Origin of the sequence: Rahnella sp. CJA17(1/100), assembly GCF_963881615.1 — a bacterium.
GTDB lineage: Bacteria > Pseudomonadota > Gammaproteobacteria > Enterobacterales > Enterobacteriaceae > Rahnella > Rahnella aceris.
Genome location: NZ_CAWOJA010000022.1, coordinates 321,269 through 334,123 on the forward strand (window position 1 = coordinate 321,269; position 12,855 = coordinate 334,123).

Annotated in this window: 13 protein-coding genes and 1 tRNA gene; 9 read left to right on the top strand and 5 right to left on the bottom strand. The window is 49.0% G+C overall.

Annotation, left to right across the window (positions count from 1 at the left end; translation table 11 throughout):
• Positions 1-10: 10 nt before the first annotated feature.
• From AACU55_RS12980 to AACU55_RS13000, 5 genes are all read right to left on the bottom strand, one after another.
• A complete protein-coding gene (locus tag AACU55_RS12980) occupies positions 11-886 on the bottom strand; it encodes a ParB/RepB/Spo0J family partition protein (protein ID WP_134705580.1) in 876 nt (291 codons plus the stop codon).
• A complete protein-coding gene (locus AACU55_RS12985) occupies positions 886-2,430 on the bottom strand; it encodes a recombinase family protein (RefSeq protein WP_134705581.1) in 1,545 nt (514 codons plus the stop codon). Before AACU55_RS12985 ends, AACU55_RS12980 begins: the two co-directional genes overlap by 1 nt.
• 419 nt (positions 2,431-2,849) lie before the next feature.
• A complete protein-coding gene (locus AACU55_RS12990) occupies positions 2,850-4,106 on the bottom strand; it encodes a tyrosine-type recombinase/integrase (RefSeq protein WP_134705582.1) in 1,257 nt (418 codons plus the stop codon).
• A gap of 179 nt (positions 4,107-4,285) precedes the next feature.
• Positions 4,286-4,360, bottom strand: a tRNA-Arg gene (locus AACU55_RS12995).
• Positions 4,361-4,450: 90 nt separating this feature from the next.
• A complete protein-coding gene (locus tag AACU55_RS13000; RefSeq protein WP_134705583.1) occupies positions 4,451-5,368 on the bottom strand; it encodes a formate/nitrite transporter family protein in 918 nt (305 codons plus the stop codon).
• Positions 5,369-5,616: 248 nt separating this feature from the next.
• On the opposite strand from AACU55_RS13000, the gene ccmA reads away from it, so the two are divergent.
• The 9 genes from ccmA to ccmI all read left to right on the top strand — a co-directional run bounded on the left by ccmA (position 5,617) and on the right by ccmI (position 12,853).
• Positions 5,617-6,258, top strand: coding sequence for a cytochrome c biogenesis heme-transporting ATPase CcmA (gene ccmA, locus AACU55_RS13005; RefSeq protein WP_134705584.1), 642 nt, complete (start codon positions 5,617-5,619; stop codon positions 6,256-6,258).
• A gap of 21 nt (positions 6,259-6,279) precedes the next feature.
• Positions 6,280-6,939 carry a heme exporter protein CcmB gene (gene ccmB / locus AACU55_RS13010; protein ID WP_013574523.1) on the top strand — a complete coding sequence of 220 codons (660 nt, stop codon included), beginning with the start codon at positions 6,280-6,282 and terminating at the stop codon, positions 6,937-6,939.
• Between the two features lie 217 nt (positions 6,940-7,156).
• Positions 7,157-7,894, top strand: a complete 738-nt coding sequence (locus AACU55_RS13015; protein ID WP_013574524.1) for a heme ABC transporter permease — start codon at positions 7,157-7,159, stop codon at positions 7,892-7,894.
• Positions 7,891-8,151, top strand: coding sequence for a heme exporter protein CcmD (gene ccmD, locus AACU55_RS13020; RefSeq protein ID WP_013574525.1), 261 nt, complete (start codon positions 7,891-7,893; stop codon positions 8,149-8,151). Before AACU55_RS13015 ends, ccmD begins: the two co-directional genes overlap by 4 nt.
• On the top strand, positions 8,148-8,642 hold the full coding sequence (ccmE, locus tag AACU55_RS13025; protein WP_037036253.1) for a cytochrome c maturation protein CcmE: 495 nt from the start codon (positions 8,148-8,150) through the stop codon (positions 8,640-8,642). Before ccmD ends, ccmE begins: the two co-directional genes overlap by 4 nt.
• The gene (locus AACU55_RS13030) at positions 8,639-10,612 is read left to right on the top strand and encodes a heme lyase CcmF/NrfE family subunit (protein WP_134705585.1); all 1,974 of its coding nucleotides are present in this window, start codon (positions 8,639-8,641) and stop codon (positions 10,610-10,612) included. Before ccmE ends, AACU55_RS13030 begins: the two co-directional genes overlap by 4 nt.
• A complete protein-coding gene (locus tag AACU55_RS13035; protein ID WP_013574528.1) occupies positions 10,609-11,160 on the top strand; it encodes a DsbE family thiol:disulfide interchange protein in 552 nt (183 codons plus the stop codon). The genes AACU55_RS13030 and AACU55_RS13035 overlap by 4 nt, the downstream gene beginning before the upstream one ends.
• On the top strand, positions 11,157-11,642 hold the full coding sequence (locus tag AACU55_RS13040; protein ID WP_134705586.1) for a cytochrome c-type biogenesis protein: 486 nt from the start codon (positions 11,157-11,159) through the stop codon (positions 11,640-11,642). Before AACU55_RS13035 ends, AACU55_RS13040 begins: the two co-directional genes overlap by 4 nt.
• Positions 11,639-12,853: a c-type cytochrome biogenesis protein CcmI gene (ccmI, locus tag AACU55_RS13045; protein ID WP_134705587.1), complete on the top strand. Its 1,215-nt coding sequence runs from the start codon at positions 11,639-11,641 to the stop codon at positions 12,851-12,853. The genes AACU55_RS13040 and ccmI overlap by 4 nt, the downstream gene beginning before the upstream one ends.
• The last annotated feature ends 2 nt before the right edge of the window (positions 12,854-12,855 follow it).

A 12,855-nucleotide genomic window follows, 5' to 3' on the forward strand; every position in this document is an offset into this window, starting at 1 on the left:
TTATTTGTCCTCAATGTTTTCTTTCTAATATTATTGATGGAATGTTTGTTAGTTTCTCGCTCTCAATGATTGCAAAAAACTCCTCGTTTTTCATTAGTTCAGTCATGATTTGCCTCGCAAGAATGATATTTTCCTCAATAAAATCAGCTTTATTTTTCAAGGAGCGATGTTCATCAATGTTATCCTGATATAATTTTGTAAGTTCATCTGTTGTCAGTTTTTTTTGAGACTTAGATTTTCCAAATGTACGGTTGAACACCCCCTTTAACCCTTCATTTCTAGAGTCTAAAATATCTCTTATTTTAGTTATGTTCTTACCTTTTATTTTGCCCTCATCGAATGCGTCAACGATTAGGTTCTGAGAATCATTAAAATCAGAACGTGCAATCTGCACAGCTAAATATAAAGGCATTTTCCCTGATTCTACTATTGAAAGAAGCTTACTCTCTCCTTTTTCTAATAATGTTGAGATGGAATTTATCCAACTTACTGTGCAACCAACAGTTTTGGCGATTTCCTTCTCGCTAAACCCCTCTAATTTCATCTCTTTTATTCTATAAAATTGTTCTCCCGCCCTAGGATTTATACGTGCGAAATTTTCTACTAAACTCATTATATAAGCACCTTCTTCATCTATATCTATAATAAATGCTGGTATAGACTCCTCATTAAGCTTGGATATTGATTCTAGTCTCCCTTGCCCACAAATTAGAGCGTATTTATATGTTTCATCATTTATTCTTCTAACAGTTATTGGTTTTCTTAATCCACTTTTATTGATGCTTTCCGTAATTTCATCATGTCTGAATTTACTTCTGGTTCTTGGATTTTCAATTTTGATTGATGATATTTTAATCATAGATATCTTGGTGTTCTCATCAGACATTACGCGGCCTTCTCTGTTGTTAATGGCATGAGCAATTTAAAGAAAAACTCAATATCATCAAAGCGGTATAACTCTAATAATAAAGGATTATTTTCTTTAATTTTAATTTCGTTTTCGAAACTTTCAATCGAAGGTAATATATAATAATCAACAGGTTCACTATTTGAAGAGTTCATTCTTACAATAATATTAAAATCTGACTTTAAATTACTTTCAAATCTTACCACCCATCTGAATTTTCCTGATTTCAGTTTGTGACATCTTGATAAAATTAAAGATAATTTCAATGAGTCATTTATTGTAATTTGCTTCTTTTTTTCATCTGTTCTGGGATATAAAGATACATTTTCTAGTCTTTCAAAAAAATCATTAATTACGTTACTATGCATTTCTCTTAAAGATTCATTTATTTCGATATATGAATAATCTCTTTCTGGAGTATATCCAATAAGCTTGTACGCTCGTAACAACCCACCAAATCTGCTAGCAACGATACTGCTGGATGGTCCTGTGTCATCCTCGTCAATAATTACTCCGGAAAGCTTACCATTGCTTTTTAGTTTTTTTGATAAATATGAAAGTATTTGTTCATTGCTTACGTTTAAACTTCTATTTTTGATAATATCCTGAGCCATGTTAAATTTTTCTATAGAGATAATAGGTTCGAATGCGCTCATATACTGAACCCAATTTTCTTCTGGATTTTTTATCCTTTTTGATTTTAGTTTTGAAGATGTTTTGTTATATATGTATTTTCCGGTGTATCGTTCATTAATTAATATTTGATGGACATTACTTCGAGTCCACTGGCTATATTTATTTCTATACCCAAGCTCATTAAGCTTGTTAGCTATTATATATTCATTGTATGAATCAAAAATGAACATATTGAAAATTAACCTTATTATCTCAAGTTCTTTTTCTTCGCCTGGAACTAAGATAACCCTATCTGTTTGTAAACTTTTACGTTCACCGTGCGATAGAATCATTTTGGGAGAATTATTGGAATCAACTAATTTCCTGTGAAGCCCATAACCAGGCATACCGCCTTGAAAATAACCTCTTTTTACAAGATTAACATGACCCGCAAATACTTTTATTGAAAGGTTTCTACTGTATGCACCTGCAGCGTATCTTAATGCAGGCAATGTAAGCATTTGAATTTCTGGTGATTCTTCTGGTAAGTTTTCAGCACAATATATTACTTTAACTCCATGTAATTTCAGCAAAAAACTGTAATGCCCAGCCTCATCATTATCTTGAAATCTTCCAAAGCGGCTAACATCATAGACCAAGACAGCCGCTATTTTTATTGTATGAGTTACAACATCTTGAATCAGCTTGTTAAAACTATCCCTGCCGTCTGCTGATATGCCACTTTTGCCCCGGTCATCATATGTTCCAATGATTTCCATATTGTGACTTTGCGCATATTTTGAGATGAACTCAGCCTGGTTATCAACTGAGAAGATTTGATGATCAGTTGACATCCTCAAGTATTGGACAACATTAACCTTCTGTTTTTCCTTGATTTGATTGTTCATTACAATGCCTTGATGCAACTTTAATAAGTTATTGTGGTTAAAAATTGATCAATTTTGATGCTCTTGCAACCTTTTTTGACATCTGTTTTTTAAAAATTTGTCTCTCGAGCAATAGATATAGGGATTGTTATCTAATGATGGTTTGAAATGGAAAGGCGCCTGGGTGGGTTTTGTGTAGCTTTTAGTTGAATTGAAATTTGGACATTGGTTGAGTCGCAAGGTGTGGGCATTTTTTTTATGTAAAATAATGCCCACACCTTATCCTGTATTAGCCAACTAAGTAATTGATAGGATTGATGCTAATTCGGCAAAAAAGAAGAAAAGGTCTGCATTCATAGCGCTCTTAGACAAATGCATGAATCTTGGCTCTCTTTGACAAGAGCCATTTTAATCGGTGGATATGAGTGTCCTTTAGCTCGCTAAAATCCAGCTTTGTTACAAAACGAAAAAGGAGTCAGTTCTCTCTCTTCACATGCTTCAAGGTAGTCAGCCCACCATTGGAGCATCAGTTTCCTTTCTTCGAGATGTTCTGCTTTGTGTATGTATGCTGCTCGAACGGAGTTTCGTTCTTGATGGCTCATTTGACGTTCAACAGCATCTCTTGACCACAATCCAGACTCAATTAGAGCACTACATGCCATGGTTCGAAAACCATGTCCACACACTTCCTTCTTTGTATCGTAGCCCATAGTGCGCAGGGCCTTGTTGACAGTGTTTTCGCTGATTGGTTTGTCATCACGACTAAAACCTATGAACATAAGTTCTTTATCGCCACTGATAGAATGAAGTTTTTCGAGCAGGGTTTTGGCTTGTTTGCTCAATGGCACAAGGTGAGGGTTTTTCATTTTCGAGCCTCTGCCAGAATACTTAACTCCATCCAACTCTTGACGTTCTCCTGGGATCGTCCATAAGGAATTTTCGAAATTCACTTCGGACCAACGTGCGAACCTAAGTTCACTTGAACGGATGAAAGTCAGCAGAGTTAACTGGACTGCGATTTGCGTTATGCCTTTACCTTTATAAGCTTCAATTCGTCTTAGAAGCTCAGGTAGCTGTTCGAAGGGGAGAGCAGGGCGATGAGTGCTTTTAGGTGTTGTCACGGCACCCGAAAGGTCATAGGCGGGATTTTGGTCAATCAAAGCGTTATGGACGGCATATCGCATTATGGCTGTTATGCGTTGTTGTAAACGCGAAGCCACTTCAAGATGCCCGCTTTTCTCAGCGTTTTTTAGCGGAAGCAATAAATCACGGGTTTTGAGTTCAGTGATGTTCCGTTTACCAATAACTGGAAACAGATGAGTGATTAAGCTGTTTAACACTGTGGTTCTGTGACTATCAGACCATGTCCTGTTGCTCGAATGCCAATCTCTTGCAACCGTTTCGAATGTGAGCAACCCTTTTTCTTCAATCTTTTCAGATTTTCGCTTCTCACCCGGATCTATGTTGTTTGCGATTAGCTTTCTTGCTTCGTCTCTTCTAAGGCGTGCAGTGGCAAGAGAGATTTCAGGATAAACACCTAACGCCAACATTTTTTGTTTACCGGCAAAACGGTATTGCAGACGCCAATATTTCGAACCGCTGGGCTGAATCAGAAGGTGCATACCACCACCATCAGTCAGCTTTACCGGCTTCTCCGCAGGTTTAGCATTTCTTACTTTTACCTCAGTGAGTGCCATAGAAAACCTCCCATACTGATGGTATCTGCATTATCGAACTTACCATACCAACTGTTATACCAACAAAATGTGCAGGATGTTGATAAAAGTTATTGGAATTTGGTAGACGAAGTGATGGGGTTAACTTGTTGAATTTAGAGAATAAAATAGACTTGAGTGGGCGTTTGTAGACATTAAAATGGTGTCCCCTACAGGAATCGAACCTGTAACTAGCCCTTAGGAGGGGCTTGTTATATCCGTTTAACTAAGGAGACACGGGCGCCTGTGGAAAGCGCCCGCGTAGTATACCCATTTTTCTCGTAATAATAAGGCATCAGGCTGCCGTTTGGTCGTTTCCTCGCCACTCAGGGCTTCGCGGCCTCTTTTTTCGCTGCTTCCTGCTCCTCTTTCTTCGCTTCGGCTTTCTTCTGATTACTCATATCGTTGCGGATCTGCGCGTGGCTGATCAGCGCGAAGATAAAGGTGCCGCCGAAGATGTTGCCGGCAAGCGTCGGCAGGGCGAATGGCCAGATAAATTCGTACCAGGGAATGGCGCCCGAGAACACCAGATACAGCACTTCTACCGAGCCGACGACGATGTGCGTCAGGTCGCCAATCGCCACCATGTAGGTCATCAGCATGATCACCCACAGTTTGGCGGTACCGGCAGAAGGGATCATCCAGACCATGGTGGCAATCAGCCAGCCGGAAACCATACCGCCGACAAACATACCTTCGGGGTCTTTTTTCATGATATCCATGCTGATGGTGCGAAACGCCTCGTCGGTTGCCGTGTCGAAAAAGGGCACCAGATGAAACACCAGCGCCGCCAGTCCGCCGCCGATGACGTTACCCGCCAGCACGATGCCCCATAAACGCAGCAACAACAGAATGTTTCTGCCGGTCGGTTTTTGCATGATGGGTAACACGGCAGTAACGGTGTTTTCGGTAAATAACTGCTGGCGCGCCATGATCACAATAATGAACCCGACGGTATAACCGATATTTTCAATGAAGAAACGTTCCGGTGTATCGGGCAGGCGGGCGTGAAGAATGCCTTTTGCCATCAGCGAGGCGCTGATCGACAATCCGGCGGCAATTGCTGACCACAGCAACGCCTGTCCGTCGCGCTCAAGCTCTTTTTCACCTTCCATGCGGATAACTTCGTGAACGGCGGCCGCTTTCGACGGCAAGTTCTCTTCACCGGTCTCGATTTCCTTTCCCTGTGTATGTTCGTCACTGTCAACATCGTTGTCATTGTGATGCTGTTTTTCTCCGGCCATCGTTGTTCCCCAAAAGTAAAGCAAAGTGATTGCAGATATGTTCATGAGTAAGCATAGGCGAGGCAGGTGAATTATGAGCAGGTATACAAAAAAGTTACAAACCGTTAACCCATGAACCTGATGGAACATTTCAGAAGATGTTTGCCGGATTTCAGGCTTTTCAGCCGGGTAAACTGTGCCTCCCTGAGCTGCGTCGCGCCTGACGCCTGTGATATGATGCACACTTGTGAAAAATAAGAGACATCACCATGTTTGAAGCCCTTGATCTGAGCTGTGTTCGTGATGAACGAACCCTGTTTAGCGGCTTAAGTTTCACTATCGAACCGGGCGAAATGGTGCAGATCGAAGGCCGTAACGGTGCCGGTAAAACCAGTTTACTGCGTATTCTTGCCGGGCTGTCCTCTCCGGACGCCGGTGAAGTCCGCTGGCAGGGCGTGAGTACCCGCCGTCAGCGCGATATTTTCCATCAGCAGCTTCTGTACCTCGGCCATCAGCCCGGCGTAAAGTCAGTGCTTACTGCGTTTGAAAACCTTGCCTTTTATCTGTCTGTGAATGGCCCGACGGTCAGAGGTAATGCCAGCGCGGAAGCGATTTATCAGGCGCTGGAAAACGTCGGATTGCTGGGTTATGAAGATGTGACGGTGGGGCAGATGTCCGCCGGGCAGCAACGCCGCGTCGCACTGGCGCGTCTGTGGCTGAGCGATGCGCCGCTATGGATCCTCGATGAACCGCTGACCGCCATTGATAAACAAGGCGTTGCCACACTGATTGCGCTGTTTGAACAGCATGCGCAGCAGGGTGGAATGGTGTTGCTGACAACGCATCAGGATTTGCAGGGTGTTAACCGCGACGTGCGAAAACTTCGTCTGACCAGCGCAGAGCCGGTGTGACGCGAAGGGGATATAAAAGGAATGTTTACGAAAGTCCTGCGCCGCGAGCTGAAAATTGCCTTTCGCAAAAGCGCTGAAATTATCAATCCGCTGTGGTTTTTCCTGATTGTGATTACGCTGTTCCCGTTAGGGATCGGCCCTGAGCCTGAACTGCTGGCGCGCATTGCGCCCGGCATTGTCTGGGTCGCCGCGCTGTTATCTTCCCTGCTGGCGCTGGAAAGATTGTTCCGTGATGACTATCTCGATGGCACGCTCGAGCAGCTTCTGTTATTGCCTTCGCCGCTGGCACTCACGGTTCTGGGGAAAGTATGTGCTCACTGGGTGGTGACGGGGTTGCCGTTACTGATCCTTTCACCGCTGATTGCGCTGCTGCTTTCGCTGGATTTTGAGACCTGGAAAGCCGTCGCACTGACGATTTTACTGGGCACGCCGACGCTGAGTTTTATCGGTGCGATTGGTGTGGCGCTGACCGTCGGGCTGCGCAAAGGTGGCGTTCTGCTCAGCCTGCTGGTATTGCCGCTGTATATTCCGGTGCTGATTTTTGCCACCGGCGCGATTGATGCCGCATCGATGTCGATGCCGATCGGCGGTTATCTCGCCATTCTTGGCGCGATGCTGGCAGGCAGTGCAACGTTAGCGCCTTTTGCCACCGCCGCCGCTTTGAGAGTGAGTATCCACTGACACTTTTTGCCGGTAAAAGGCGATAGCATAGAATTATTTTACGTGTCGTTACAATAGAGAAGAAAAAACGCAACCTTTGACTAACATCACACTTCTCTATAGTGAACAATAGAGCTGCCAATAATAAGTGCGGGTGATTTAACACTGACCGCGCAAGAACCCACCGAGGTTTCACGGCATATCACACAGTGACATTTTAGAGTGAGCAACGATAACAATGTGGAAATGGTTACATCAACTCGCCAGGCCTGAACGGCTTTACCACGTCTGTGGCCGGTTCATTCCCTGGCTCGGGATTGTGGGGCTTGCCTGCCTGCTGATTGGCTGGGTATGGGGTTTTGGCTATGCGCCGCCGGATTACCAGCAAGGTAACAGTTACCGGATTATGTATATTCATGTCCCGGCGGCCATCTGGTCGATGGGGATTTACAGCGGGATGGCGATTGCGGCATTTATCGGCCTGGTGTGGCAGATGAAAATGTCCGATCTGGCGGTAGCGGCAATGGCACCGGTTGGCGCTGTTTTCACCTTTATCGCGCTGGTCACCGGCTCTGCATGGGGCAAACCGATGTGGGGCACCTGGTGGGTGTGGGACGCGCGTCTGACCTCCGAACTGGTGTTACTGTTTCTGTATCTCGGTGTGATAGCGCTGTATAACGCCTTTGACGACCGGCGTCTGGCCGGGCGTGCCGCCGGTATTCTGGTGCTGGTCGGCGTGGTGAATATTCCTATCATCCATTACTCCGTGCAGTGGTGGAATACGCTGCATCAGGGTTCCACCAATATGCAGCAGACCATCGACCCGAGCATGCGTTATCCGCTGCGCTGGGCGATTTTCGGTTACCTGTTCTTCTTTATTACCCTGACGCTGATGCGGTTACGAAACCTGATTTTGGTGCAGGAACGTCTGCGTCCGTGGGTGGCCGGTCTTGTGAATAAGGAGCGTCGCGGATGAGTCCTGCATTCTCAAGCTGGCATGATTTCTTTGCGATGGGCGGCTACGCCTTTTATGTCTGGCTGTCGGTCGCTGCCACGCTGCTCTCGCTGGTTGTGCTGGTGGCGCATACCCTGATTCAGCACCGGCAAATCCTCGGCGACGTCCGTCGTCGTCAGGCACGCGAAAAACGCATCAGTCAGTCTCAGTCTAAAAAACAGCCAGGCGCACAGACGTCACCGCTGGAACCGGACACTTCCCCGGAGAAGTTATTGTGAATCCACGTCGTAAAAAGCGGCTGTCGCTGGCGCTGGTGGTGCTGATCGGTCTTGGTCTGAGCATTTCACTGGTGATGTACGCGCTGCGCTCCAACATTGATTTGTTTTATACACCCAGTGAGATTCTGCAAGGTAAAGGCGAAAACCACGAACTGCCGACGGTGGGCCAGCGCCTGCGTATCGGCGGCATGGTGATGCCCGGCTCCGTGAAACGTGACCCGAAAAGTTTGCAGGTGAGCTTTAAAATTTATGATGCGCGTGGCGCGATTGCCGTGACCTACAACGGCATCCTTCCCGACCTGTTCCGTGAAGGGCAGGGCGTGGTGGCGCAGGGTGTGATGGAACCGGGGAATGTGGTGAATGCCATTCAGGTTCTGGCAAAACACGACGAAAAATATGTGCCGCCGGAAGTTGCCGACGCCATGAAAGAAAACCACAAAGGACCAGCTTCGGCCTACGTGGGTAACGATAAAGGAAACGACCGCTCATGATGCCGGAACTGGGAACATTTGCACTCTGTCTGGCATTAGGGCTGGCGGTATTGCTGAGTATTTATCCGCAGTGGGGCGCCGCACGTCAGGATGGCCGGATGATGGCGATGGCGCGCCCGTTGTCTTACGGCATGTTTGCCTGCATCGCGCTGGCGTTCATTATTCTGGTGCATGCGTTTGTGGTGAATGATTTCACCGTCGCCTATGTTGCTAATAATTCCAACACCCACCTGCCGGTGTATTACCGCGTGGCGGCGACGTGGGGAGCGCACGAAGGTTCGCTGCTGCTGTGGGTGTTATTACTCAGTTGCTGGACGCTTGCCGTGGCGCTGTTCAGCCGCCGTATGCCGCAGGATGCGGTGTCGCGCGTGCTGGCGGTGATGGGCATGATCACCGGCGGATTCCTGCTGTTTATTCTGCTGACGTCCAACCCGTTTATCCGCTCGTTGCCGAATTTTCCGGTGGACGGCAGCGACCTGAATCCGGTGTTACAGGACATCGGCCTGATATTCCATCCGCCATTGCTGTACATGGGTTATGTCGGTTTCTCTGTGGCCTTTGCTTTCGCGATTGCTTCGCTGATGGCAGGGCGTCTGGATACCGCGTGGGCGCGCTGGTCGCGTCCGTGGACACAAGCCGCATGGGTGTTCCTGACCATCGGTATCGTGCTCGGATCGGCGTGGGCGTATTACGAATTAGGCTGGGGCGGCTGGTGGTTCTGGGATCCGGTTGAAAACGCCTCCTTTATGCCGTGGCTGGCGGGTACGGCGCTGATCCACTCGCTCGCCGTCACCGAAAAACGCGGGACGTTCAAAGCCTGGACGGTGCTGCTGGCCATCACTGCATTTTCGCTGTGTCTGCTCGGGACTTTCCTGGTGCGCTCCGGCGTGCTGGTTTCGGTTCACTCGTTTGCCTCAGATCCGGCACGCGGCATGTTTATTCTCGCGTATCTGGTCATTGTGATCGGCGGTTCGCTGCTGCTGTACGCCTTTAAAGGTAACTCGGTGCGCGCACCAAGCCGTCATGAACTGCATTCCCGCGAAAGTTATTTGCTGGGCAATAACGTATTGCTGGTGGCGGCGATGCTGGTGGTGCTGCTCGGTACGCTGCTGCCGCTTATCCACAAACAGCTCGGGCTGGGCAGTATTTCTATCGGTGAACCCTTCTTTAATACGATGTTTACCTGGCTGATGGCGCCGCTGGCGCTGTTGTTAGGCATCGGACCACTGGTGCGCTGGCGTCGTGATGAGCCCAGCAAACTGTGGCGTCGTCTGGGTGTTGCGCTGGTCGTCACGCTGGTACTGTCGATTCTTCTGCCGTGGTTGTTGCAGGACAAAATTGTCGGCATGACCGTGGTGGGAATGCTGATGTCGGTGTGGGTGATTGTGCTGACGCTGATGGAACTGCACGAACGCGCCACGCACCGGCACACTTTCTGGCGCGGTCTGACCAAACTTTCCCGCAGTCACTGGGGCATGGTGCTCGGCCATCTGGGTGTTGCGGTGACGGTGATCGGCATCGCGTTTAGCCAGAATTATAGCGTTGAGCGCGATGTGCGCATGAAGTCCGGCGATACCGTGGATATTCATGATTATCACTTTATCTTCCGCGACGTTCGCGATATCACCGGCCCGAACTATACCGGCGGTGAGGCGAATATTGATGTGACGCAGAACGGCAAGCAAGTCACCACGCTGCACGCCGAAAAACGCTTCTACAGCGTGGCGCGCAGCATGATGACCGAAGCGGCTATCGACGGCAATCTGGCGCGTGACCTGTATGCGGCGCTCGGCGAAGAGATGGACGATGGCTCGTGGGCAGTGCGTTTGTACTACAAACCCTTTGTCCGCTGGATCTGGCTCGGTGGCCTGTTTATGGCGGCCGGTGGCGTGCTGTGTATTCTCGACCCGCGTTATCGCATGAGCAAAAAGCTTAAGAAGCAAGGTCTGGCAGAGGCTGAAGAAGCATGAACCGTAAACTCCTCTTTATTCCGCTGATTTTGTTCCTGGCGCTGGCCGCGGCTTTTCTGGTGCAGCTGACCCGCAATGCCAACGGCGATGATCCGACGCTGCTGGAATCAGCCCTGATTGGCAAACCGGTGCCGGTGTTCAAACTGGAATCGCTGGCGCAGGCGGGCAAAACCTACGATCAGTCGGTGCTGCGCGATGGCAAACCGATGCTGCTCAACGTCTGGGCGACGTGGTGTCCGACCTGCCGCGCCGAACATGATTATCTCAATACGCTGGCGGCGAAAGGTGTCCGTGTGGTCGGCCTGAACTACAAAGACGACCGGCAGAAAGCGGTCAACTGGCTGAACACGCTGGGCAATCCTTACATGCTGAGTCTTTACGACGGCGACGGCATGCTGGGGTTAGATCTGGGGGTTTATGGCGCGCCGGAAACCTTCCTGATCGACGGGCAGGGCATTATCCGCTATCGCCATGCCGGTGACTTAAATGAAAAAGTCTGGCAGACCGAAGTTCTGCCGCTGTACAAAAAATACGGAGGCAATGTATGAGACTGATTTCATCGCTGCCTGCGTTGTTGCTGGGCATGCTGCTGAGTGTCAGCGCGTTCGCCTCCATCGACACGTATCAGTTCAAATCGCCGGAACAGGAACAGGCTTACCGGGACATCACGGCGCAGTTGCGTTGCCCGAAATGTCAGAACACCAATATTGCCGCGTCGGATTCGATTATCGCCGCCGATATGCGCACCAAGGTGTTTCAGTTGCTTAATGAAGGGCAGGACAGACAGCAAATCGTCGCGTATATGGTGGCGCGTTATGGCAATTTCGTGACTTACGAACCGCCGGTCACGCCCTCTACCTTTATTTTGTGGCTCGGGCCGGTGCTGGTCATTGTTATCGGCGCAGGCATGATTTTTATGCGTTCCCGCCGGGGTGCTGCGCGCACTGAAAACACGGCCACACCAATGTCAGAACAAGAGAGACAGCGCCTGGCGCAGTTACTTAAAGACAGCGACAGGAAAGGATCATGAGCATTTTTTGGCTGTGCATTTTGGCGATGCTGGTTATCGCACTGGCGCTGTTTATCGTGCCGGTTATTCGGGGCGACCGCGCGGAACACACGTCCCGCGATGCGCTGAATAAAGCGTTTTATCATCACCGTTTGACTGAGCTGGAAGAAGACGAAGCGCAGGGCGTGGTGGACGAACGTCCGGCGCATATTCAGGAATTGCAGGAAAACTTACTGACCGATATTCCTGCCGGTCAGGCGTCTGCTGCCATTCAGCCGATTGGTCGCTGGACGCTGGTGCCCGGTGCTATTTTGCTGGTGATCATCACGCTGGGTTTGTATCTCTACGCCGGTGGTCTGGGGCAGGTGAGTGCGTGGAATCAGGTCATGCAGCGTATGCCCGATTTACGCCATCGCATTGCTGATGATCACGGCGCGCCGCTGACCGCCACCGACGTACAGGATTTAGGGCTCGGATTGCGTACCGATTTGCAGGCAAATCCGCATAATATCCAGGACTGGGTGATGCTTGGCCGTGTAGGGATGGCGCTCAATAATGCCGCCACCGCCACGCAGGCTTATGCCCACGCTTATCAGCTCGCGCCGGATGATATGTCAGTCAAACTCGGTTATGCCGAAGTGTTAACCCGTTCGTCCGATCCGCAGGATAACCTTACCGGCGGCAACCTTTTGCGCAGTATGCTGGAAAAATCTCAGGGTGATCTGCGTGTGTTAAGTCTGCTGGCCTATAATGAATATGAACAGGGACACTACCCGCAAGCCATTGGCGCGTGGGAAGTTATGCAGAAAATCCTGCCAGCCGGTGACAAACGCCTGGAAATGGTCAACGCCAGCATTGCGCAGGCAAAACAAAAAGCGGGGCTGGATCAGGTTAAACTGGCGGTCAATGTCACGCTTTCTGCTGAGGCTCAGGTGAAACTTCCGCAGAATGGCACGGTCTTTATTTCGGTGACAGATGGCAGCAGTCCGGTGCCGGTTGCGGTGAAAAAGCTGCCGCTGAGTCGCTTCCCGCTGGCGATCACCGTCGATGACAGCAACGCAATGATGCCGGAACGCTTGCTTTCTTCGCTGCATCAATTAAAAGTACGCGTTCGTATTTCACAAAATGGTCTGGCAACGCCAGCCTCAGGTGACTGGTACGGCGACAGTCCGCTGACTGATTTTTCCGGCAACGGTCAGGTCAGCATTGAGATTAATCAGCAGGTTCCTTAATC

Bases quoted from the DNA above. Each gene is read 5' to 3' on its own strand.
- AACU55_RS12980 (WP_134705580.1), bottom strand. From the start codon at position 886: ATGTCTGATGAGAACACCAAGATATCTATGATTAAAATATCATCAATC.
- AACU55_RS12985 (WP_134705581.1), bottom strand. From the start codon at position 2,430: ATGAACAATCAAATCAAGGAAAAACAGAAGGTTAATGTTGTCCAATAC.
- AACU55_RS12990 (WP_134705582.1), bottom strand. From the start codon at position 4,106: ATGGCACTCACTGAGGTAAAAGTAAGAAATGCTAAACCTGCGGAGAAG.
- AACU55_RS13000 (WP_134705583.1), bottom strand. From the start codon at position 5,368: ATGGCCGGAGAAAAACAGCATCACAATGACAACGATGTTGACAGTGAC.
- ccmA (WP_134705584.1), top strand. From the start codon at position 5,617: ATGTTTGAAGCCCTTGATCTGAGCTGTGTTCGTGATGAACGAACCCTG.
- ccmB (WP_013574523.1), top strand. From the start codon at position 6,280: ATGTTTACGAAAGTCCTGCGCCGCGAGCTGAAAATTGCCTTTCGCAAA.
- AACU55_RS13015 (WP_013574524.1), top strand. From the start codon at position 7,157: ATGTGGAAATGGTTACATCAACTCGCCAGGCCTGAACGGCTTTACCAC.
- ccmD (WP_013574525.1), top strand. From the start codon at position 7,891: ATGAGTCCTGCATTCTCAAGCTGGCATGATTTCTTTGCGATGGGCGGC.
- AACU55_RS13030 (WP_134705585.1), top strand. From the start codon at position 8,639: ATGATGCCGGAACTGGGAACATTTGCACTCTGTCTGGCATTAGGGCTG.
- AACU55_RS13035 (WP_013574528.1), top strand. From the start codon at position 10,609: ATGAACCGTAAACTCCTCTTTATTCCGCTGATTTTGTTCCTGGCGCTG.
- AACU55_RS13040 (WP_134705586.1), top strand. From the start codon at position 11,157: ATGAGACTGATTTCATCGCTGCCTGCGTTGTTGCTGGGCATGCTGCTG.
- ccmI (WP_134705587.1), top strand. From the start codon at position 11,639: ATGAGCATTTTTTGGCTGTGCATTTTGGCGATGCTGGTTATCGCACTG.